The organism is Streptomyces sp. NBC_00190 (genome assembly GCF_036203305.1).
Classification (GTDB): Bacteria; Actinomycetota; Actinomycetes; order Streptomycetales; family Streptomycetaceae; genus Streptomyces.
Genome location: NZ_CP108131.1, coordinates 6,913,383 through 6,937,598, shown reverse-complemented (window position 1 = coordinate 6,937,598; position 24,216 = coordinate 6,913,383). Strand labels below are relative to the sequence as shown.

The 24,216-nt window shown below is 74.8% G+C and carries 5 protein-coding genes; all 5 read right to left on the bottom strand.

Annotated features, from left to right (window positions below; translation table 11 throughout):
- Positions 1–140: 140 nt before the first annotated feature.
- Positions 141–10,694: a non-ribosomal peptide synthetase gene (locus tag OG429_RS32455; RefSeq protein ID WP_328928816.1), complete on the bottom strand. Its 10,554-nt coding sequence runs from the start codon at positions 10,692–10,694 to the stop codon at positions 141–143.
- A gap of 170 nt (positions 10,695–10,864) precedes the next feature.
- Positions 10,865–11,896, bottom strand: a complete 1,032-nt coding sequence (gene gntD, locus OG429_RS32450) for a guanitoxin biosynthesis L-enduracididine beta-hydroxylase GntD (protein ID WP_328928815.1) — start codon at positions 11,894–11,896, stop codon at positions 10,865–10,867.
- Positions 11,897–11,934: 38 nt separating this feature from the next.
- A complete protein-coding gene (gene vioD, locus OG429_RS32445) occupies positions 11,935–13,044 on the bottom strand; it encodes a capreomycidine synthase (protein ID WP_328928814.1) in 1,110 nt (369 codons plus the stop codon).
- 64 nt (positions 13,045–13,108) lie between these two features.
- Positions 13,109–19,591: a non-ribosomal peptide synthetase gene (locus OG429_RS32440; RefSeq protein WP_328928813.1), complete on the bottom strand. Its 6,483-nt coding sequence runs from the start codon at positions 19,589–19,591 to the stop codon at positions 13,109–13,111.
- Positions 19,588–24,180, bottom strand: a complete 4,593-nt coding sequence (locus tag OG429_RS32435; protein ID WP_328928812.1) for a non-ribosomal peptide synthetase — start codon at positions 24,178–24,180, stop codon at positions 19,588–19,590. Before OG429_RS32435 ends, OG429_RS32440 begins: the two co-directional genes overlap by 4 nt.
- Between the last annotated feature and the right edge of the window lie 36 nt (positions 24,181–24,216).

The following is a 24,216-nucleotide window of genomic DNA, read 5'->3' as shown; positions in this document are numbered from 1 at the left end:
CCACGGGGGGCGGGGCGAGGGACAGGGGCATGGGGCGGCTCCGTTCGGAGGCTGCGGCGGGACGGGGAGGCACGGGACGGGGGCGGGGCGGGGTGGTGCGTCCGGCGCCAGGTCGGGCGCACCACCCCCCGTGAACCCGGTCAGCGCAGGTGGGCGGCGAGGACCGGGCCGATCTGCGCCAGGGCCTGCGGGGTGGTGAAGCGGCTGTGCGGGATGTCCAGCGGGTGGTTCTCCACCGGGCCGTCCATGTGCTCGGCCCACAGCTCGGCCAGCGGGGTGCCGTCGGCGCCCCGGCCCGGCAGGGCCTCGAAGAAGAGCACGGGGCCCCGGTAGCGGCCCGGCTGCTCGCCCCGGGCCAGCGCGAGGTTGTTGGCGGTCACCTTCACCAGCCGGCCCAGTGCCGCCGGGTCCAGCCCGCCCAGAACGCTGCCGCGCTCCCGCAGCAGCTCCAGCACGGCGTCGGCGGTGGGAAGTCCGTCACCCAGGACGTCAGCGCCGTCCTCGCCGTCCTCGCCGTCGACGCCGTCCGCCGGATCAGCGGCGAGCGCGCCCAGCTCGTCGAGGTCGAGTCCGTCCAGGGCCAGCGAGAGGATCTCCGCCTCGCTGGGCTGCCCGGCGTGCCGGAAGCGTCCGGTCGGGTGCGAGTCGAGCATCGCCAGCAGCGCCACCTCCTCGCCCGCCTCCTGGAGCTGGCGGGCCAGCTCGTGGGCCACCGTGCCGCCGAAGGACCAGCCGAGCAGGTGGTACGGCCCTACGGGCTGCACCTCGCGGATCAGCCGCAGGTAGTCGGCCGCCATCTCGGGTACGGAGCCCGGCAGTTCGCCCTCGCCGTCGAGCCCGCGGGCCTGCAGTGCGAACAGCGGCCGGTCTCGGTCCAGGTGGCGGGCCAGCCCGGAGTAGCACCAGCCGAGGCCGCCTCCCGGGTGCACGGCGAACAGCGGCGGACGGGTGCCTCCGGTACGCAGCGGCAGCAACTGACCGAGACCGTCGGAGGCTTCGGTGCCGCCCTCGGCGTTGATCCGTTCGGCCAGCAGGGCCACGGTCGGGGTCTCGAACAGGGCCCGCAGGCCGATCTGGATGCCCAGTTCCTCACGGACCCGGGCGGTCAGCCGGGCGGCGAGCAGGGAGTGGCCGCCGAGGTCGAAGAAGTTGTCGTCGATGCCGATGTGGTCGACGGCGAGGGTGGTGGCGAAGAGGCCGCAGAGGACTTCTTCCTGGGGGGTGCGGGGGGCCCGGGTGGGGGTGGTGGCCGTGCTGGGGGCGGGGAGGGCGCGGCGGTCGAGTTTGCCGTTGGGGGTGAGCGGGAGGGTGTCGAGGAGGACCAGGGCGGAGGGGACGAGGTAGGCGGGCAGGTGGGCGGCGGCGTACGCGCGCAGTTCGGCCGGATCCGGGACGGTGACGGCGTCGCTGTCGCTGTCGGTGGCGGGGACGAGGTAGGCGACCAGGCGCTGGTCGCCGGGGTTGTCCTCGCGCAGCAGGACGGCGGCCTGCGCGATGTCGGGACGGCTGGTGAAGTGCGCCTCGATCTCGGCGGGTTCGATACGGAAACCGCGCAGCTTGATCTGGTCGTCGGTGCGGCCCAGGAACTCCAGCCGCCCCTCACCCCGCTCGTCGTACTGCCAGCGGCCCAGGTCACCCGTGCGGTACATCCGCCCGCCCGGCTCACCGAACGGATCCGGCACGAAACGCTCGGCGGTCAGGGCCGGACGGCCGAGATAGCCGCGGGTCACCAGGTCACCGGCGATGAAGAGTTCGCCGCCGACCCCGACCGGGAGCGCCCGCAGGGCCTCGTCCAGCACGTACATCCGGGTGTTCCAGATCGGCCGTCCGATGGTGATCACACCGGAGGGCGCGGTGTCGCCGGGCCCGATCCGGAACTCGGTGCAGCCGACCGTGGTCTCGGTCGGGCCGTACTCGTTGATCACGGTTGCGCCCGGGTGCCGCCGCCGCCACTCGTCCAGCACCTCGCCCATCAGGGACTCGCCGCCGAGCACGAGCTGCTCGCTGGGCGAGAAGCGCTCGGGCAGCGCGGTCAGCAGGGCCAGGTGACTCGGGGTGGCCTTGACGAAGCTCGGACGGTCGAACTCTCCCGCCGTGGGCGCCTGGTCGTCCAGCTCGATGAGCTGCACGGTGCCGCCACTGGTCAGCGGGGCGAACAGGCCGGTCACGGTGAGGTCGAAGGAGACCGGCGAGTGCACCAGCGCCCGGCCGGCCACGCTGCCGTAGGCCTCGCGGGCCCAGGCCAGGTAGGCGTCCAGCGAGTGGTGCTCGACCACGACGCCCTTGGGGCGTCCCGTGGAGCCTGAGGTGTAGATCACGTAGGCCGGGTTGCGCAGCGACAGCGGCGCCGACCGGTCGTCGTCGGTGAGGTCGTGAGCGGGCAGGGCGGCCAGCGCCGCGGCCGTGTCCGGCGCGTCGAGCAGCAGGTGCGGGTGCTCGGTGACGGGCAGTTGAGCGGCAGCCTCGACGGTGGTGAGCACGCACAGCGGCCGGGCGTCGGCCAGGGTGTAGGCGATCCGCTCGCCCGGGTGGGTGAGGTCGACGGGCAGGTACGCCGCGCCGGACTTGAGTACCGCCAGCACGGCCACCAGGGTCTCCACCGAGCGCGGCACGGCCAGCGCGACGAAGTGTTCGGGGCCCGCACCCTGGGCCACCAGGTGGCGGGCCAGGCGGTTGGCGGCGGTGTCGAGCTGGGTGTAGCTGAGGCTGCCGGTGTCGCAGACGACGGCGGTGGCGTCGGGTGTACGGGCGACCTGAGCGGCGAACAGTTCGGGCAGGGTCCGGCCGGGGAGTGCGCGCGACGGGCCGTTCCAGTCGGTGAACAAGGCCTTGCGCTCGTGCTCGGCGAGCAGGTCGATGTCGTGGAGAGGGGTGTCGGGGTGTTCGGCGGCGGTGGTCAGGATCCGCTGGAACTGGTCGGCCAGCCGCGCGATGGTGACGGGCTCGAACAGATCGGCGGCGTACTCGACGGTCACCGTCAGCCCGCCGGGAACGCCGTCGGCGGTGTGGTGCTCGGTCACGGTGAACGACAGGTCGAACTTCGCGGCGCTCTCCGACTCGATGTCGGTGGCGGCGGCTTCGGCGCCGGCCGCGGTGGTGCTGTTGAACGTGAGGATGGTCTGGAAGAGCGGGTGGCGGTGGGGCGTGCGGCTGGGGTTGAGGGCTTCGACGAGACGCTCGAAGGGGAGGTCCTGGTGCGAGAGGGCCGCGAGACCGACGTCACGGGTACGACGGAGCAGCTCGGTGTGGGTCGGGTTGCCGGCGGTGTCCGTCCGCAGGACCAGGGTGTTGACGAAGAAACCGATCAGCTGGTCCAGGTCACGGTGGGTACGGCCCGCGGTGGGAGTACCGATGGGCACATCCGTGCCGGCGCCGTTACGGGTCAGCAGCACGGCCAGCGCCGCGTGCACCGCGTGGAAGAGCGTGGCCTGGTGGGCACGGGCATGAGCCGTGAGGTGCCGGTGAACCGTGGAATCGGTGTGCGTGGTGTGCGTACGGGCCCGGTGCGTGGGATGCGCGGGCCGCGTGTGGTCGGCCGGAAGGGCGATCTCCTCCGGCAGGCCGGCCAGCCGGGCCGTCCAGTGGGCGAGCTGCTCGTGCAGGGGCGTACCGGGAGTGTCGGGGTCACCCAGGTGGCGGTGCTGCCACAGCGCGTAGTCCGCGTACTGCACCGGCAACGGCGACCAGTCAGGGGCGTCCCCGTGGGTGCGGGCGTGGTAGGCGGTGGTCAGGTCGTGGGTCAGCGGTCGCATGGACCAGCCGTCACCTGCGATGTGGTGCAGTACCAGGACCAGCAGGTGGTCGTCCGGCGCGAGGGTGAAGAGCGCTGCGCGCAGCGGGAGTTCACCGGCGAGGTCGAAAGGCCTGGCCGAGAGCTCGGCGATCCGCGCCCGGGCACCGGTCTCGTCGGTCTCCACCAGGTCGAGGGGCACCAGCGCCGGAGCCGCGGGCAGGACGAGCTGGCACGGCCGGCCGTCGGTCTCGGGGAACACCGTGCGCAGGGTCTCGTGCCGTCCCACCACGTCGTCCAGGGCGGCCCGGAGCGCGACGGCGTCCACCGACTGGGTCAGCGGCAAGACCACCGGGATGTTGTACGAGGCCCGCTCGGTCTCCTCCATCCGGTTGAGGAACCACAGCCGGGCCTGTGCGTACGAGAGCGGGATGCGCGCCGGGCGGGGCTCGGTGCGCACCAGCGGCGGCACTGCGGTGGCGGGCAGGGCCCGGCCCAGCCGCTCGGCCAGCGCCGCGACCGTCGGCGCCTCGAACAGGTCACGGACACCCACCTCCGCGTCCAGCTCGGCCCGCACCGCCGCAACCAGCCGCATCGCCAGCAGGGAGTGGCCGCCGAGGTCGAAGAAGCTCTCGTCGATGCCGATGTGGTCGACGGCGAGGGTGGTGGCGAAGAGGCCGCAGAGGACTTCTTCCTGGGGGGTGCGGGGGGCCCGGGTGGGGGTGGTGGCCGTGCTGGGGGCGGGGAGGGCGCGGCGGTCGAGTTTGCCGTTGGGGGTGAGCGGGAGGGTGTCGAGGAGGACCAGGGCGGAGGGGACGAGGTAGGCGGGCAGGTGGGCGGCGGCGTACGCGCGCAGTTCGGCCGGATCCGGGACGGTGACGGCGTCGCTGTCGCTGTCGGTGGCGGGGACGAGGTAGGCGACCAGGCGCTGGTCGCCGGGGTTGTCCTCGCGCAGCAGGACGGCGGCCTGCGCGATGTCGGGACGGCTGGTGAAGTGCGCCTCGATCTCGGCGGGTTCGATACGGAAACCGCGCAGCTTGATCTGGTCGTCGGTACGGCCCAGGAACTCCAGCCGCCCCTCACCCCGCTCGTCGTACTGCCAGCGGCCCAGGTCACCCGTGCGGTACATCCGCCCACCCGGCTCACCGAACGGATCCGGCACGAAACGCTCGGCGGTCAGGGCCGGACGGCCGAGATAGCCGCGGGCCAGTCCGGCACCGGCGATGAACAGCTCGCCCGGCACGCCGGGCGGCACCTGTCGCAGCGCCGCGTCCAGCACCTCGACGCGCATGTTGTCCAGCGGTCGGCCGATCGGCACGGTGCTGCCGAGCGCGTCCCCCGCGGTGATCGAGTGCCGGGTGGCGAAGACGGTGGTCTCGGTCGGGCCGTAGCCGTCGACCACCCGCAGCCCCGGGTGCACGGCGAGCACGCGACGCACCGCGGCCGCCGGGACCACGTCTCCCCCGGTCATCACCTCGCGCACGCCGGCCAGGCTCTGCGGCGCGTCCTCGGCGAGCAGCCGGAACAGACCGGCGGTCAGCCAGAGCGCGGTGACCCGGTGCTCGGCGATCAGCCGCCCGATCCGCTCGGCGTCCAGATCACCGGCGGGTGCGACCACGACCTGACCGCCGCTCAGCAGCGGCACCCACAGCTCGTAGGTGGCCGCGTCGAAGGCCTGCGGGGAGTGGAACAGCACCCGCTCGTGGTGGCCGTCCCGCTGCCACCAGCGGTCGGCTGCCAGCGCGGCCACGTCCGCGTGGGTGACGGCGACGCCCTTGGGGGTGCCGGTGGAGCCGGAGGTGTACATCACGTAGGCGAGCCGGTCCGGCTGGACGGCCGGGACGGGCCGGGCGGGGGCGTCCGGCAGCGGTGCCGAGACGTCCACCACCCGCACACCGGCCGCGGCCCGGGCCCGGACGAACGGGAGGTCGCGAGTGGCGGCGTCCACCAGCAGCAGTTCGGCGCCGGTGTCGGCCATCACCAGGGCCATCCGCTCGTCGGGCCAGCTCTCGGACAGCGGTACGTACGCGCTGCCCGCCCGCACCACGGCCAGCGTGCTGACCACCAGCTCCGCCGAGCGCTGCTGGAGCATCGCGACCCGGCGTTCCGCACCCGCCCCGAGGGCTACCAGGTGGCGGGCGAGACGGTCGGTGACGGCGTCGAGCTGGGCGTAGCTGAGGGTGCTGGTGTCGCAGACGACGGCGGTGGCGTCGGGGGTGCGGGCGACCTGAGCGGCGAACAGCTCCGGCAAGGCGGCGGCGGGCAGCGGGTGGACGGCTCCTGTGGACAGCCCGGCCAGTTCGGTCCGGCCGGTCCCGCCCAGCAGGTCGATGTCGTGGAGGGGGGTGTCGGGGTGTTCGGCGGCGGTGGTCAGGATCCGCTGGAACTGGTCGGCCAGCCGCGCGATGGTGACGGGCTCGAACAGATCGGCGGCGTACTCGACGGTCACCGTCAGCCCGCCGGGAACGCCGTCGGCGGTGTGGTGCTCGGTCACGGTGAACGACAGGTCGAACTTCGCCGCGCTCTCGAACTCGACGTCCTGACTGATGTGTTCGGTGCTCGCGGCGGTCGTGTTGTTGAGGGTCAGGACGGTCTGGAAGAGCGGGTGGCGGTGGGGCGTGCGGCTGGGGTTGAGGGCTTCGACGAGACGCTCGAAGGGGAGGTCCTGGTGCGAGAGGGCCGCGAGACCGACGTCACGGGTACGACGGAGCAGCTCGGTGTGGGTCGGGTTGCCGGCGGTGTCCGTCCGCAGGACCAGGGTGTTGACGAAGAAACCGATCAGCTGGTCCAGGTCACGGTGGGTACGGCCCGCGGTGGGAGTACCGATGGGCACATCCGTGCCGGCGCCGTTACGGGTCAGCAGCACGGCCAGCGCCGCGTGCACCGCGTGGAAGAGCGTGGCCTGGTGGGCACGGGCATGAGCCGTGAGGTGCCGGTGAACCGTGGAATCGGTGTGCGTGGTGTGCGTACGGGCCCGGTGCGTGGGATGCGCGGGCCGCGTGTGGTCGGCCGGAAGGGCGATCTCCTCCGGCAGGCCGGCCAGCCGGGCCGTCCAGTGGGCGAGCTGCTCGTGCAGGGGCGTACCGGGAGTGTCGGGGTCACCCAGGTGGCGGTGCTGCCACAGCGCGTAGTCCGCGTACTGCACCGGCAACGGCGACCAGTCAGGGGCGTCCCCGTGGGTGCGGGCGTGGTAGGCGGTGGTCAGGTCGTGGGTCAGCGGTCGCATGGACCAGCCGTCACCTGCGATGTGGTGCAGTACCAGGACCAGCAGGTGGTCGTCCGGCGCGAGGGTGAAGAGCGCTGCGCGCAGCGGGAGTTCACCGGCGAGGTCGAAAGGCCTGGCCGAGAGCTCGGCGATCCGCGCCCGGGCACCGGTCTCGTCGGTCTCCACCAGGTCGAGGGGCACCAGCGCCGGAGCCGCGGGCAGGACGAGCTGGCACGGCCGGCCGTCGGTCTCGGGGAACACCGTGCGCAGGGTCTCGTGCCGTCCCACCACGTCGTCCAGGGCGGCCCGGAGCGCGACGGCGTCCACCGACTCCGCCAGCCGCAGCACCACCGGCATCGTGTACGCGCTGGCCTCGCCCTCCATCCCGTTGAGGAACCGGAGCCGACGCTGGGCGAAGGAGAGCGGCAGCACGTCCGGGCGCTCCGCCCTGACCAGCGGCGGCACTGCGGTGGCGGGCAGGGCCCGGCCCAGCCGCTCGGCCAGCGCCGCGACCGTCGGCGCCTCGAACAGGTCACGGACACCCACCTCCGCGTCCAGCTCGGCCCGCACCGCCGCAACCAGCCGCATCGCCAGCAGGGAATGGCCGCCGAGGTCGAAGAAGCTCTCGTCGATGCCCGGCTCCCGCTCGGCGCCCAGCACCTCGGCGAAGATCCGGCACAGGGCGGCTTCCCGCTCGTCGCGCGCGGCCCGCCCGGTCCCGGCCTCCTGGCGCGGCGGAGCCGGCAGGGCGCGACGGTCCAGCTTGTTGTGCGCGGTGAGCGGCAGCGCGTCGAGCACCACCAGCGCGGACGGCACCATGTAACCGGGCAGCGTCTTGGCCAACTCGCCGCGCAGGTCGGAGGGTTCGATCTCGGCGCCGGGCAGCGGGACGAGGTAGCCGACGAGCTGCCGGTCCCCCGGCCGGTCCTCGCGGACCACCGCGGCCGCCGCCGCCACCGGCTCCAGGGCGGCCAAGGCCGCTTCCACCTCGCCCAGTTCGATCCGGAAGCCGCGGATCTTCACCTGGTCGTCCAGCCGCCCGAGGAACTCGACCGCGCCGTCCGGCAGCCGACGGGTCAGGTCGCCGGTGCGGTACATCCGGGCGCCCGGCGCACCGGTCGGGTCGGGCACGAAACGCTCGGCGGTCAGGCCCGGGCGGCCCAGGTAACCCCGGGTGACCTGGGCGCCGCCGATGAACAGCTCGCCCGGCACCCCGACCGGGACCGGCTCGCCCCGGCCGTCCAGCACGTAGGCCCGGACGTTGCCCAGCGGGCGGCCGATCGGCACGGTCGAGGTACGGGCGAGCTCCTGTGCCCGCGGGCGGTGCGTGGTCACGCCGACCGTGGTCTCGGTCGGCCCGTAGTGGTTGAGGACCTCGCACTCGGCCCGGCCCAGAAGTTCGCGCACGAAGCTGCTGGTCGAGCCCTCGCCGCCCAGGATCAGGCCCCGGCGGGGCAGCACCCGGTTCTCGGCGCCCGGCCCCTCCAGCGCCGCCAGGTGCGAGGGGCTGATCTTCAGGTAGTCGATCGCGTGCTCGGCGAAGTACGCGGCCAGCAGTCGCCCGTCCGAGGCGGTGTCGGCGTCCACCATGTGCAGCGTGCCGCCGCCCAGGAGCGCGGAGGAGAGGACGGTGACGCAGGAGTCGAAGGTGAACGGCTGCACCATCGCGTACCCGGCCGCTTCCAGGCCCAGCGCGGACACCACGGCGGTGTGGTAGTTGAGCATCTGCCGGTGCTCGACCACCACGCCCTTGGGCCGGCCGGTGGAGCCGGAGGTGAACAGCACGTAGGCCGCCTGGCCCGGGTCCACGGCCACCTCCGGGGCGGTGTCGGGCTGCGCGTCGAGAGCCAGTTCCTCCACCGCGACCGACCGCACCCCGGACGGCAGCCGGCCGGCGAGGGCGGCGCGGGTGATCACCACGGGGGCGGCGGTGTCGGCGAGCATCATCGCCATCCGCTCCTGCGGCTGGGCCGGGTCCACGGGCACGTAGCAGCCGCCGGCCTTGAGTACGGCGAGCAGCGCGACCACGGTCCAGGACCCGCGCTCCAGGCAGATGCCCACGGGCGTCTCGCTGCCGACGCCGAGCGCGCGCAGGTGGTGGGCCAGCCGGTTGGCCAGCCGGTCCAGTTCGGCGTAGTGGTGGGTGCCGTCGGCGCCGACCACCGCGACGGCGTGTGGGGTGCGGGCGGCCTGTTCGGCGAAGCGGCCGTGGAAGGTCCCGGCGGGCACGTCGAGGGCGGTGGCGTTCCAGGTGTCGAGCAGCAGTGTGCGCTCTTCGGCGGTCAGCAGCGGCAGCCGGCCGACCGGGCGGTGCGGGTCGGCGCAGACCTCGCGCAGCAGGGTGGCGTAGTGGGCGAGCAGGCGCTCGGCGGAGCGCTCCTCGTAGCGGTCGGTGCGGTGGACGAGGGTCAGCGTCAGGGTGTCGCCGGTCTCCGAGACGGTGAACGTCAGGTCCCGCTTGGCGTCGGCCGGGCCGGCCGCGTCCAGCGGGCGCAGTACCGGTCCGCCGGAGTCGGCCCCGTCCTGGGCGGTTTCCGGGGCGGCCTGGTCGAGCACCAGCATGGTGCGTGCCAGTCCGTCCGGCGAGCTGGACCGCAGCTGTGCGGCCAGCTGCTCGAAGGGCACCTCCTGGTGCTGGAAGTCGCGTCGGGTCGCTTCGGTGGCCCGGTCCAGCAGCTCGGCGAAGGTCGGCTCGCCCGACAGGTCGCCGCGCAGCAGCAGGGTGTTGACGAAGCAGCCGATCAGGCCTTCCAGCTCGCTGCGCCCGCGTCCGCCGACCGGGGTGGCGATGACCGGGTCAGGGCCGCCGCCGTACCGGTGCAGCAGCACCTGGAGCGCCGCGAGGGACACCGTGAAGAGGGTGGTCCGGTGGCGTACGGCCAGGGCGCGCAGGCCGGCCGCGACCTCGGCGGGCAGCTCCAGGCTGTGCGTTCCGGCGGCCGCGCCGCCCTCCGGCCGGCCGGTGGCGGTGGCGGGCGGCGGGGTGTCGGTCAGGCCGGACAGCCGCTGCTGCCAGTAGCCGAGGCTCTCCTGGTGCGCGGCGCCGCCCAGGCGGCCGCGCTGCCAGGCCGCGAAGTCTCCGTACTGCACCGGCAGCGGCGGCAGTGCCGCGTCGGCGGGCCCGTCCGCCAGCCGGTAGGCCGTCGCGGCCTCGGCGAGCAGCACGTTCACCGACCAGGCGTCCGAAGCTATGTGATGGATCGTCAGCAACAGGACGTGTTCCTGCTCCCCGGTGCGCAGCAGCGCGGCCCGCAGCAGCGGCCCGGCCGCCAGGTCGAACGGGGTGTGCGCCTCCTCGGCCAGCCGGGCGCGCACCCGCGCCTCGGCCTCGTCCGCCGCCACGGCCCTAAGGTCGGTCACCGGCAGCTCGAACCCGGCCTCCTCGTGCACCAGTTGAACGGGCATGCCGTCGGGTCCGGCTGCGAAGGTGGTGCGCAGCACCTCGTGCCGGGTGATCACCGTGCGGAACGCCCGGGCCAGCCGCTCGGCGTCGAGCGGGCCGGAGCAGGTCACCGCCATCGGCACGTTGTACGCGGCCGACTCCGGGGCGATCTGCTGGGCCAGCCAGATCTGCTCCTGGGTGAAGGACAGCGGCACCGGTGCCCCCTCGGGGCGGCGCGGCACGCCGGCGGGCGCGGCCGGGCGCCGGGCCAGCCGCTCGCGCAGCCGGGCCTCCAGCCGGGCCCGCTGCTCGGGCGGCAGCTCGGCGATGCGGCGGGCGGTGGCGGCGGCGGCGGCGGCGGTCTGGGTGGTGCTCACGGTGCTCTCCTCGGAGAAGGTCAGGCGGGCCCTAAGGCCTGTCTTTCGGATCAGGCCGGATCAGCCCGCTGCGTCCGGTGCCGTGCCCGGCATGATCCGAAAGACAGGCCCTGAGGCCGTGGGTGGAAGGCGGAGTTCTGTCGGCGGCGGACGGGGCCGACGGGCCCTGGTCAGAACAGGACGCGGGATGCGGCGGTGGCCCGCGCGTCTCGGGACCTGCGCAGGTCGCGGGCGACGTTGACCCGCTTGAGCCAGCGGTCGGTGCCGTCGAAGCGCGCCGCGAAGGAGCTGCGGCCGTGCACCGCGCGGTAGTTGTCGACGAAGACGATCTCGCCGGAGGCCAGGGCGGCGCCGCCCAGGCGGCGGTCGATCTCGTCCGAGAGCCGCTGGAGGGCGTCCCGGGCCTGCGGGTCCAGCCGGTCCAGGTCCATGAAGTACGGGTCCAGGCACAGGTACGGATCGGCCGGTGAGCCGAACAGCACCGGTACCGGTGCCGCGTCGTCGCGCATCTGCTTCAGGCGCTCGTACGCCGCGTCCAGCAGCCGGGTCCCGCCCTCCAGGGGGCGTCCGGGACCGGCGTCGAGCATCTGGAGGTGCGAGTTGTCGGGCAGCATGTAGAAGCGCGGCTCGGCCAGTACCCGCCGGTCCTCGGCGGAGATCTCCAGGTCCTGCACTCCGACGAAGGTGGTCGGCACCCGGTCCGGGTTGCGCAGGCAGAGCAGGCCCACGTAGTCGCCCCGGTAGGGGTGGAAGGCGTCCTCGACGTGCCAGAAGATGGTCTGGTTGCTGCCGGTGCCGATCTGCTCGTCCTCGTGGCCCTTGACCGGCAGGACGTCGTGCACCAGGTAGCCGTCCTGCTGGGTGGCCCAGGCGACCGGCTCGCCGAGCAGCGCCCCGCACAGCAGCAGGAAGATCTCCTCGCGCAGGGCCGGGGAGACCCCGGTGCGGTGCTGCCAGTGCGCCGGGGTGGCGCCGATCCGGTCCTGGTCGACGCGGTAGCCGGAGACCACGCAGGCTCCGGCCGGTTCGTGCAGCCGGAAGTCGGTCAGGAAGCGGCGCAGCGCGAGCGGCAACCGGTGGGACTGGAGGGTCAGTTCGTCCTGGAGGGTCTGGTCCTCGACGCTGTCGTGCCGCTCGGCCAGTTCGTCGAGCAGGGCGGCGATCGCGTCGGCGTCGGCGGGGTCGAGTGTGAGGGTGTGCATGGGGTGGATCACCTCGGTGGTCGGGTCTGCGGAGGGGGTCAGCGGGGTTCGGGCAGCAGCGCGGCGAGCCGGTCGAGTCCGGCGGTCAGCTCTGCGGCGGCGCCGCCGAAGCCGAGCCGGATGTGCCGGGGGGCGCCGAAGCAGATGCCGGGTACGACCAGCACGCCGTGCTCGCGGTCGAGCCGGTCGGCGAACGCCGTCACGTCCGCCACCGTGGTCAGCTCGGGGAAGGCGGTGACCCCGCCGGCCGGCAGGTCGGCGGACACCCGGTCGCGGTGCGCGGCCAGCCAGTCGGCGAGCACCGCCCGGTTGGCGGCGGCCTGGGCCAGCCGGGGGCGCAGCAGTTCGTCGGCGTGCCGGACGGCGTGCGTGGCCACCGCTTCCACGAGCGGGGAGAGGGCCAGGCTGGTGTAGTCGCGGCGGCGCACGCAGCCCGCCAGGACCTCGGGCGCGGCGAGCGCCCAGCCGACCCGCAGGCCCGGCAGGCCGTACGCCTTGGACAGGGTGCCGAAGGAGATCGCCCGGGGGTAGCGGGCGGTCGGGTCGGGCAGCGGCGGACGGTCGTACACCAGGTGCTGGAAGGCGCTGTCCCAGGCGAGCCAGGTGCCGTACCGGGCGCAGGTCTCGATGACGGCGGCCTGCTGGTCCTCGGTCACCGTGGCGCCGGTCGGGTTGTGCGGGAAGTTGACGACCACCATGGCGGTGTCCGGGCCGATCAGCGCCAGCAGCTCGTCCTCGTTGGTGACCACGCCGTGCTCGGTGCGCATCGCCCAGGGGACGATCCGGCAGCCCAGCGAGGCGGCCACCTCGACGAGCGCGTGGTAGGCGGGGGCCTGCACCACGACCTCGTCGCCGGGCTTCAGCAGGGCGTGCATGACCAGGTAGATCGCCTCGCTGGAGCCCTGGGTGGCGATCACCGAGCCGGGGTCGGTGCCGTGCCGTTCGGCGAGCGCGGCGCGCAGCGGCTCGCCGCCCAGTGAGTGGCTGTCGCGGAACATGACGTCGCCGAGCGAGGCGGCGCTGGTGCCGGCCAGGGCGAGGACCTGGTCGACGGTGTAGTTCTCGACACCGCTGCTGCTGATGTCGTAGGTGGTGGTGAAGTACCGCTCGCGGAGCCAGTCCTCCAGCAGTGCCGGGGCGATGGGCATGGGTTCCTCCGGTGGCCGGATCGGCCGGGGTTGGACGTGTTCGGGATGGGTGTGCGGGCCGGGCTCAGGCGGTGGCGAGGCCGTCCTCGGCCTCCAGTTCGGCGAGCAGCCGCGCCAGGTCGTCCGGGTCGGTCGCCTCGGCCTGGAGCTGCACCACCCGCAGGGCCAGCTCGGCCACGGTGGGCGCCTCGTAGAACACCCGCAGGGGTACGTCGACCTGGCAGGTCTCGCGCACCCGGGCGGCGAACCGGGCGGCCAGCAGCGAGTGCAGGCCGAGGTCGAAGAGGTTGTCGTGGACGCCCACGGCCGGCAGGCCGAGCAGTTCCCCGGCCAGCTCCGCGATCTCCGCCTCGGCGGGGGTGCGCGGGGCCACCGCCGCGCCGCCGGTCAGCTCGGCCCGGCCGGGCCGGGGCAGCGCGCCGCGGTCGAGCTTGCCGTTGCCGTTCAGCGGCAGCGCGGGCAGCAGCACGATCGAGGACGGCACCAGGTACTCGGGCAGCCGCTCGCGCAGCGCGGCGCGCAGCTCGAAGACGTCCGGCTCGGTGCCGGGGGCGGCCACCACGTAGCCGACCAGCCGCTTCTCGCCCGGCTCGTCCTCGCGGACCACGACCGCGGCGGCGCCGACCTCGGGCCGCCCGGCGAGCTGCGCCTCCACCTCGCCGGGTTCGATCCGGTGGCCGCGGATCTTCACCTGCTGGTCGGCGCGGCCGATGAACTCCACCTCGCCGTCGGCCCGGTGGCGCGCCAGGTCGCCGGTGCGGTAGAGCCGGGCGCCGGGTTCGCCGTACGGGTCCGGGACGAAGCGTTCGGCGGTCAGACCGGGGCGGCCCAGGTAGCCGCGGGCCAGCCCGGCGCCGCCCAGGTGGAGCTCGCCCGGGGAGCCGATCGGTACGGGCGCTCCGGCCGGGTCCAGCAGGTAGACGGTGGTGTTGGCCAGCGGGCGGCCGATCGGCAGGCCGTCGCCGTCCACCGGTTCGCCGGTGACGCGCCGGGTGGTCGAGGTGCAGGTCACCTCGGTCAGCCCGTACACGTGCACCAGTGGCACCCCGAGCCGCTGCCAGGCGGCCAGCCGGTCCCGGCGCACCCGCTCGCCGCCCATCGCCACGAAGCGCAGGTCCGCGGGGAGCGCGGCGCCGGTGCGCTCCAGTTCGGCGGCCCAGTCGTGCCAGTAGGCGGTGGTCAGTTCCAGGCCGGTGATCCGGTGCTCGGCCAGGTAGCCGGTCAGGTCGACGCCGCCGGCCAGCAGCCGGGCACCGGGCAGCACGACGGTGGCACCGGTGGCCAGGGCCGGGAACAGCTCCTCCAGCAGTACGTCGAAGCCGGTGGAGGCCAGTTGCAGGAAGCGGTCGCCGGGAGCCAGCCGGAATTCCTCGGCCATCGCGAGGGTGAAGTTGACCAGGCCCCGGTGGGTGAACATCGAGCCCTTGGGGGAACCGGTGGTGCCGGACGTGAAGAAGACGCAGGCCAGCGCGTCCGGTGCGGTCTCGGTGCCGGTCGCCGGGGCGGTCCCGTCCGGCGCGGCCGCCGCCTCGATCGGGGCCACCTGGACCCCGTCCAGGAGCCCGCCGGACTCGCTGCCGTCGGTGAGCACCAGCCGTGCGCCGGACAGTTCCAGCAGCAGGCGCAGCCGCTGTTCGGGCAGCGCCGGGTCGAGCGTGGTGAACGCCGCGCCCGCCTTCAGCACCCCGAGCAGGGCGGTGACCAGCTGCGGCGTCGGGGCCGCGTGCACCGCGACCACGCTCTGCCCGCCGACGCCCAGCGCGCGCAGCCGGGCGGCGCACCGCTCGGCGGCGGCCTCCAGTTCGGCGTAGCTGGTCGTGCGGCCCTCGTGCTCCAGCGCCGGGGCGCCGGGGGTGCGGGCCGCTGCCGCCGCCACCAGGTCGTGCAGGCCGCCGGACGGGAGGGGGCGGGCGGTGGCGTTCCAGTCGGTGAGCGCGGTACGGCGCTCCTCGGCGTCCAGCAGCGGAAGCCGGGACAGGGCGGTGCGCGGCGCGTCGGCCGCGGCCTCCAGCAGTACGCCGAAGCGGTGCGCCAGGCGGGCGATGCTCTGCGCGTCGAACAGGTCCGTCGCGTACTCCACCGTGAAGGCCAGGCATCCGTCCTGCTCGGCGGCGGTGAACATCAGGTCCATCAGGCAGGAGCCGGTCTGCGCGTCCACCGGCTCGACGTCCAGGCCGTCGAATCCCGCCCGGGGCGGGCGGGCGCTCTGCAGGGTCAGCATGGTCTGGAACACCGGGTGCCGGGCGGGGTCGCGCTCGGCCCCGATGGCGTCCAGCACCTGCTCGAACGGCACTTCCTGGCAGTCGAAGTCGGCGAGCGCGCGGTCGCGGGTGCGCTCCAGCAGCTCGGCGAAGGCGGGGTCACCGGACAGGTCGCCGCGCAGAGCGAGGGTGTTGACGAAGCAGCCCACCAGGCCGTCCAGTTCACGCTGGCCGCGGCCCGCGACGGGGGTGCCGACGAGCACGTCCTCAGCGCCCGAGAGCCGTCCCAGCAGCGTCTGGTAGCCGGCGAGCAGCACCATGAACAGGGTGGCGCCGTGCCGGGTGCCGAGGGAGCGCAGCCGCTGCGTCAGCTCCGCGGACAGGGTGAACTCGTGGACCGCACCGGCCAGGCTCGGGGTGGCCGGGCGGGGCCGGTCGGTGGGCAGTTCCAGTACCGGCAGCGGTCCGGCCAGCCGCCCGCGCCAGTGCTCCAGCTGCTCGGTCCAGCGGCCCTCGGCGGCCCGGTCGGCCTGCCACCGGGCGTAGTCGGCGTACTGCACGGGCAGCGGCGGCAGGTCGTGGCCGTCGTAGAGCGCGGCCAGGTCCTCGACCAGTACGCCCATCGACCAGCCGTCGAGCGCGATGTGGTGGATCACCAGTACCAGCAGGTGCTCGGCCGGGGCGATCCGCAGGAGCAGGGCGCGCAGCGGCGCCTCGGCCGCCAGGTCGAAGGGACGGGTGACGAACGCGTCGACCAGGTCCTCGGCCCGCTCGCCGACGGCGAGTTCGCGGACGGTCAGCGGGGCCTCGCCGACCGGCAGGACGCGCTGCGTCGGGGCGCCGTCCGTCTCCGGCACCACCGTGCGCAGCACCTCGTGCCGGGCCATCAGCGCGCGCAGCGCGGCGGCCAGCGCCACCGGGTCCAGGTCGCCGCCGATCCGTACCGCGGTGGGCACGTGGTAGGCCGGGTTGCCGGGGGCGAAGCGGTCGAAGAGCCACATCCGCTGCTGGGCGAAGGAGAGCGGCAGGGGGCGGGAGCGGTCCGCGGGTGTGACCGGCGGCAGCGGGGCGGCGGGCGCCGCACCCTCGGCCGAGCGCAGTCGCCCGACCAGCCCGGCCTGCGCGGCCACCGTGGTCGCGGCGAACACCTCGCGCAGCCGCACTTCCACGCCGAACTCCGCGCGCAGCGCGCTGACCAGCCGGTTGGCGAGCAGCGAGTGGCCGCCGAGGTCGAAGAAGTCGTCCAGCACACCGACCTCGGGCAGCTCCAGCAGCCGCTGCCAGATCGTGGCGACGGCGGCCTCGTCGGCGGTGCGGGGGGCGAGGCGGTCCGCGGTGTCGGCCGCCGCGGCCGGTTCGGGCAGCGCGGCCCGGTCCACCTTGCCGTTGGGCGAGAGCGGCAGGGCCGCCAGCTCGGTCCACAGCGCGGGGACCATATGGCCGGGGAGCCGCTCGCGCAGCCAGGCGGCCAGCTCGGCGTCGGACACCGGGGCGCCGTCCGGGCGGGCCGCGGGCACCCAGTAGGCGGCCAGGCGCCGGTCGCCGGGGGCGGCCTCGCGGGCCACCACGACCGCGTCGGCCACGGCCGGGTGGCCGAGCAGGACGCCGGTCACCTCGCCCGGCTCGACCCGGAAGCCGCGGATCTTGACCTGGTTGTCGGCCCGGCCGAGCAGCTCCAGTTCGCCGTCGGCCCGGCGGCGGGCCAGGTCGCCCGTGCGGTAGAGGCGCTCCCCCGGCACCCGGCCGTACGGGTGCGGTACGAAGCGCTCGGCGGTCAGGCCGGGGCGGCCCAGGTAGCCGCGGGCCAGGCCCTCGCCCGCCACGCACAGTTCGCCGGGGACCCCGGCCGGTACCGCGCGCAGCAGTCCGTCCAGCACCAGCAGGCGCTGGTTGAGCAGCGGGCGGCCGTAGGGCACCGGGCCCGGCCCGGCGTCCTCGGGGACCAGGTACTCGTTGTTGCAGAAGGCGGCCTCGGCCACACCGGCCGAGTTGACCACCCGGCAGCCGGGGGCGACGGCCCGCAGCCGCGGCGGCAGCGCGGGCGGCAGGACGTCGCCGCCGATCATCGCGGTGCGCAGGCTGTCCAGGGCCAGGCCGTGTTCCTCGGCGGCGGCCAGCATCGCCTCGGTACCGGCCGGCCCCATCGACCACACGGTCACCCGGTGGTGCGCGACCAGCTCGGCCCAGTGCCGCGGGTCGCGGACGGTGTCCTGCGCGGGGAAGACGACGGTGCCTCCGGCCACCAGCGGGGCCAGGCAGTCGTGCACGGCCGGGTCGAAGCTCGGCGAGTGCAGCGCGATCATCCGGTCGCCGGGGCCGAAGCCGTGCGAACGGGCCAGTCCCGCGAAGGTGTTGACGATGGCGCGGTGGGTCACGGCGACGCCCTTGGGGCGCCCGGTGGAGCCGGAGGTGTACACCAGGTACGCCAGGTTGGTCTCGCCCGCTCCCGTCGCTCCGCCTCCGGTACGGCCGAACTCGCTGTCGGTACGGCCGAACTCGGGTCCGTCGGCGGGGATCTCCTCCAGCAGCAGCGGCTCGGTGCCGGGCGGGAGCGCACCCGCGGTGGACCGGTCGGCCAGCACCACGGCCGGGCCCGCGTCGGCGAGCATGAAGGCCAGCCGGTCGGCCGGATAGGACGGGTCCAGCCCGAGGAAGGCGCCGCCGGCGCGCAGCGTGCCGAGCATGGCGGCGCTGAGTCCGGCCCCGCGCTCCAGGCACAGCGCCACCGGCACGTCCGGCCCGACGCCGGCCCGCCGAAGCCGGTGGGCGATCCGTGCGGCCCAGGCGTCCAGGGACCGGTAGTCCAGGGTGCCGGACGCGTCGATCACGGCGGCCGCTTCGGGGGTCCGGGCCGCCTGGCGGGCGAACAGCTGGTCCACCCGCTGTCCGGCGGGGAACTCGCCGTCGGTGTCGTTCCAGCCGTGCAGCTCCCGCTCCAGCTCGGCCGCGGTGAGCATCGGCAGTGCGGACAGCCGGGTGCCGGGTGCGCGGACGGCGGCGCTCAGCAGGGTGGTCCAGTGGCCGAGCAGCCGGGCCACCGTCGGGGCGTCGAACAGGTCGAGGGCGAACTCCGCGAACCCGGTGAAACAGCCGTCCTCCTCCGCCAGTTGCAGGTCGAGGTCCAGGTGCGCGCTGTCCCGGGCCACGGACACCGGCTCGACGGCCAGGCCGGTCAGGGCGGGGGTGGTGGCGGGCGCGTTCTGGAGCACGAAGCCGATCTGGGCCAGCGGGTTGCGCGACAGGTCGCGGCTGGGCGCCAGCTCCTCGACCAGCCGGTCGAAGGGCAGCTCCTGGCGGTCGAAGGCGTCCAGTGCGGTGCCCCGTACCCGTTCGACGAGCTCGGCGAAGGTGGGATCACCGGCCAGCGAGGTGCGCAGCAGCACCGTGTTGACCAGGGAGCCGACCAGCAGCTCGGCGCCCGGGGCCCGGGTGGCGGGCCCGGTCGCCACCACCACGTCCTCGGTGCCCGCGTGCCGGGCCAGCACCGCTTGGAAGGCGGCCAGCAGCACCATGAACGGAGTCGCCCCCGCGGTCCTGCACAGGTCCCGCACCGCCTGCGAGGCGGCCGCGTCCAGCCTCACCGGCACGCTCGCGCCGCGGAAGCTGCGCACCGGCGGCCGGGGACGGTCGCCGGGCAGTTCCAACGCCTCGGGCGCACCGGCCAGTTGGCCGCGCCAGTAATCGAGCAGCCGCTCGCCGAGCCCGCCGTCCAGCAGGGCCTGCCGGCCCGCCACGTGGTCGGCGTAGCGCACCGGAAGCTCGGGCAGCCGTACCGGCCGCTGTTCGGCCAGGGCGGCGTAGCACTCGGAGAGTTCGGACATCAGCAGGCCGAAGGACCAGCGGTCCACCACGATGTGGTGCAGGACCACGACGAGCAGGTGCTCCCGCGGCCCGAGCACGATCAGTTCGGCCCGCATCAGCGGGCCCTTGGCCAGGTCGAACGGCTGCTCGGCGAGCCGGCCGGCCAGTGCGCGGACTTCCTCCTCGCCGGACCCGGCGGCCTCGGTCAGGCCCAGCTCGAAGGCGCGTCGCGGCAACACCAGCTGGACCGGGGCGCCGTCGCGGGCCGGGAACACGGTGCGCAGGGCCTCATGCCGGTCGACCAGTTGCTGGAACGCCCGGTGCAGGTGCTCGGTGGCCAACGGTCCGCGCAGCCGCAGCGCGGCAGCGGTGTTGTAGACGCCGCTGGGGCCTTCCAGCCGGTCGATCAGCCAGAACCGGCGCTGGGCGGCCGAGGTCGGCAGCACCTCGACGGTACGGGGGGTGGTGGCCACGGGGTGCTCCTTCACGGGGGCGCGGTCGGGGGTGGGGGTGGCGGCGCTCGGTTCGCTCGCGGCGGCGCTCACAGCTCCGTGCCCATCAACGCGGCCAGTTCCTCGGCGGACAGGTCGTCGAACCCGGCGTCGGCGGCCGGTACGACCTCGCGCACCGGCCCGGCCGACGCGGCCGGTGCTTCGGCGGCCGGGGCGCGACGCACCGTCTCGGCGTACTCGCCCAGGACCGGTGCCTCGAACAGCGCCCGCACCGTCAGCTCGCGGCCCAGGGCCTCGCGCACGGCGGCGGTCACCTGGACGGCGAGCAGCGAGTGCCCGCCGAGGTCGAAGAAGTCGTCGGCCAGGCCGATCCGGGCCACGCCCAGGACGGTGCTCCAGATCTCGGCGAGGGCCCGCTCGGTCTCGTCGCGCGGGGCGAGGAGGGCGGTGGAACCGGTGGACCAGTCCGGTGCGGGCAGTGCGGCCCGGTCGAGCTTGCCGTTGGCGGTCAGCGGGAGCGCGTCCAGCGTGACGAAGGCCTCCGGGACCATGTACTCCGGCAGCCGTTCCCGCAGATGGGTGCGGAGCCGGGGCACGAGGCCGCGGGCGGCGCGGCCTTGGTGCGGGTCGTTGGCCCAGTGCGGCCACGACAGGCCCGCGCTGTCCCCGGCGGGCGGCAGCGCCGTCACCGGGTCGGTTCCGGCCGGGCGGAAGGCGGCGTCGAAGCGGCCGAGCGGGTCGCCGTCCGCCCAGCTGAGCTCGACGGCGAGGCCGAGCGCGTCGGCGAGCTCGCGCAGTTCCTGCGGGTCGAGGGCGGCGGGGTCCTCGCCGGTGCCGTCGGCCGGATCCGTGCCCGGGGCCGTGGCGGCGAGCCGGGCGGCGGTGCGGGCGTCGGCGTGCACCCGGGCGTTGGGGATGCCGGTGACCACCAGCGGGGAGCCGTCCAGCAGGGTCCGCGGGTCGCCGCCGGTCCACGGCACGGTGCGCACGGGGGCGTCGGGGGCGGGTGCGGTGTCCAGGTGGAGCACCACGTCGTAGCGGTATCGGGTCATCTCGTTGGGGTCGCGGCCGGGCTTGAGCAGCACCTCGACGCGGCCGATCCGCGGGATCTCCTGGCGCAGCGCCTGGAAGAAGCGCGGGTCCAGCAGCAGTTCGTCCTCCTGCCGTACGGCGAGGCGGACCTGGCGGGCCAGTTCCGCGTCGCCCGCCCCGGCGGGCAGGCCCGGCTGGAGCACCGAGACCTGGAAGGCGTCGAGCAGGGCCAGGTGGCGTACGTCGCCGACCACGATGCGCCCGCCCGGGGCGAGCACGGCGGCGGCCTTGGTGAGCACCTCGACCAGGTAGGCGGCGCTCGGCAGGTACTGCGCCACCGAGTTGACGATCACGGTGTCGAATCCCTCGGCCGCCAGGTCGTCCACCTCGTGTCCGGCCCGGCGCAGCAGGCGTACGTGCTCCCAGTCCGCCGGGAGGTGGCGGCGCACGTGGTCGACGGCGGTATCGGACAGGTCGAGGCCGGTGTACTGCTCGCACGCGTCGGCCAGCCGGAAGAGGAGCAGGCCGGTCCCGCTGCCGATCTCCAGGACCCGGCGCGGGCCGGTGCGGCGGACCAGGGCGACGGTGTCCTCGACCCAGCGCCGCATCTCCTCGGCGGGGATCGGCTCACCGGTGTAACTGCTGCTCCAGCCCCGGATGTTGAAGGTGGGATCGGCGCCGCCGACCTGCTCGTACTGGTCGTAGGCGGTGTCGAAGACGGTGCGCCACCGGTCGACCTGCTCGGCGTCGGCCGCGCGGCGCGGGCCCTGCGCCCCCTGCTGTCCGGTCTCCTGGTCGGGGACCAGGTAGGCGACCAGCCCGGTGCCGCCGTCGGGGGCCTCTCGGGGCAGCACGGCCGCATGCCGTACGCCCGGGTGGGCGCCCAGCTCCGCCTCGATCTCGCCGAGCTCGACCCGGTGCCCGCGGACCTTGACCTGCTGGTCGATGCGGCCCAGGTACTCCAGCGTGCCGTCGGGCAGCCGCCGGGCCAGGTCGCCGCTGCGGTACAGCCGCTCGCCGTCGCCGAGCGGGGAGGGCACGAAGCGTTCGGCGGTCAGGCCGGGGCGGCCCAGGTAGCCGCGGGCCAGGCCCGGTCCGCCGACGCACACCTCGCCGGGGACCCCGGGCGGCACCGGTTCGCCGCGCCTGTCGAGCAGGTGCACCGCCAGGTCGGCGAGCGGGCGGCCGATCACGCTGCCGGAGGCGGTCAGGTCGGCGGGGCCGAGCGTGTGCGCGGTGACGTGCACGGTGGTCTCGGTGATGCCGTACATGTTCACCAGGCGCGGGCCGTCGGGGTGCCGGGCGGCCCAGTCGCGCAGCGTGCCCGGCTCCAGGGCCTCACCGCCGAACACCACGTGCCGCAGCGCGAGCGGACGGGCCTGCGGCTCGTCGGGCGCCGCGTCGGCGTCGGCGTCGGCGAACTGGCGGAACGCGGTGGGCGTCTGGCTGAACACGGTGACGCCTTCGGCGCGCACCAGCGCGTGGCAGGCGGCGGGGGTGCGCCGGGCATCCTGCGGCACCACGGCGATCCGGCCGCCGTGCAGCAGTGCGCCCCAGATCTCCCAGACCGAGAAGTCGAAGGCGGCCGAGTGGTAGAGCGACCAGACGTCGTCCGGGCCGAAGGACACGTCCGCGGCGGCCGCGTCGAACAGCCGCAGCACGTTGGCGTGGGTGAGCAGCGCGCCCTTGGGGCGCCCGGTGGTGCCGGAGGTGTAGATCACGTACGCGAGGTGGTCCGGGCCCAGCGGGGCCGGTGCCAGCGGCTGCGCGGACGGCTGCTGGTCGACGTCCAGGACCGCGATCCCGTCGGCGAGCGCGGCGTGTTCCGGGTCGGCGACCAGGGCCACCGCGCCGGAGTCGGCGAGGGTGAAGGCCAGCCGCTCGGCCGGGTGACGCGGGTCGAGCGGGACGTACGCGCCACCACTCTTGAGGATGCCCAGGATCCCGGTGACCAGCCGCACCGAGGGCTCCACGCAGATAGCCACCCTGGTCTCCGGGCCCACCCCCAGCTCGCGCAGCCGCCGGGCCAGCGCGTCCGAGCGGCGGTCCAGCTCGGCGTAGCTCAGGCGCTGCGCACCGCAACCGACCGCGATCGCGTCGGGCCGCAGCCGGACCTGTTCGGCGAAGGCCGCCGGCAGGCTGCGCGACCCCGCTCCGACGGCATGCCGGGCGGCACCGGCCACCAGTTCGGCGCGGCGCTCGGCCCCGGTCAGCAGCGGCAGCGCGTCCAGCCGGGTGTCCGGGTCGGCGACCGCGGCGGCCAGCAGGCACAGCCACTGGTCGATGAACCGGCGTACGGTGCGCTCCTCGTACAGCTCGGTGCTGTAGTCGGCCAGGCCGGTCAGGCCCTGCGGGGTCTCGGTGACCTGGAGGTGCAGGTCGAACTTGGCGGTGCCGGTGTCCACCGCGGCCACGTCCATCCGCAGCCCGGGCAGCTCGATCCGGGTCTCCGGGGTGTTCTGGAGGACCAGCAGCAGGTTGGCGAAGGGGGTGCGCCCGCCCGCGTCGCGGTCCGGGCGGGCCTCCTCGACGATCCGCTCGAACGGCACGTCCTGGTGGGCGTACGCGGCGAGCGCGGACTCCCTGACGCGGTCCATCAGTTCGCGGAAGGTCGGGTTGCCGGAGAGGTCGGCGCGCAGCGGCAGCATGTTGACGAAGAAGCCGATCAGGCCTTCGGTCTGCGGGTGGTTGCGGTTGGCGACAGGCGAGCCGACCACCAGGTCCTCCTGCCCGCTCCAGCGGTGCGCCACGGCCGTGAAACCGGCCAGCAGGGCCATGTACAGGGTGGCGTCGTGCTCGCGGGCCAGCGCGGTCAGCCGGGTGGCCAGGTCACCGTCCAGCCGCCACGGGAAGCTGGCGCCGGCGAAGCTCTGCCGGGCGGTGCGCGGCCGGTCGGTGGGCAGGTCCACGGTGCTCGGCGCGCCCGCCAGCCGCTCGCGCCAGTGCGCCAGTTGGCGGTCCAGCACTTCGCCGGACACCCGCTCGTGCTGCCAGAGGGCGAAGTCGGCGTACTGGACGGGCAGTTCGGGGAGTTCGGGGAGTTCGGCCGCGTCGGGGCGGTAGTGGTGGGCCAGTTCGCGCACCAGGATGTCCAGTGACCAGCCGTCCGCCACGATGTGGTGGATGGCGAGCAGCAGCAGGTGCTCCTCGTCGGCCAGCCTGACCAGGCTGCCGCGCAGCAGCGGTCCGGCGCCCAGGTCGAACGGGCGGCGGCTCTCCCGTTCGGTCAGCTCGGCGAGCGCGGCCTGCCGGGCGCCGTCGGCCAGGGCGGACAGGTCGGTGAGCGGCAGCGCGACCTCGGCCGCGGCGCGCACGACCTGCTCGGGGCGGCCGTCCTCGACGCGGAAGGTGGTGCGCAGCGCCTCGTGCCGGGCCACCACCCGGCCCAGGGCCCCTTCGAGCGCGGCGGCGTCCAGCCGTCCGGTCAGCCGGACGGTGCAGGCGATGCTGTAGAGCGGACTCGGACCGGCGAACTGCTCGACGAACCAGAGGCGCTGCTGGGCGAAGGACAGCGGCAGCCGGGCCCCTTCGGGGCGGCGGGCGATCAGGTCGGCGGCGCCGGTGCGGGCGAGGCCCTGCTGCTGGAGCAGCTTGGCGAGCAGGCGGCGCTTGTCGGAGGAGAGCGCGGTGCGCTGGGGTGACTGGCTCATTGGGTGATCCCGGGTGGGTCGGTGGCGTGGAGTGGG

Bases quoted from the DNA above. Each gene is read 5' to 3' on its own strand.
- gntD (WP_328928815.1), bottom strand. From the start codon at position 11,896: ATGCACACCCTCACACTCGACCCCGCCGACGCCGACGCGATCGCCGCC.
- vioD (WP_328928814.1), bottom strand. From the start codon at position 13,044: ATGCCCATCGCCCCGGCACTGCTGGAGGACTGGCTCCGCGAGCGGTAC.
- OG429_RS32435 (WP_328928812.1), bottom strand. From the start codon at position 24,180: ATGAGCCAGTCACCCCAGCGCACCGCGCTCTCCTCCGACAAGCGCCGC.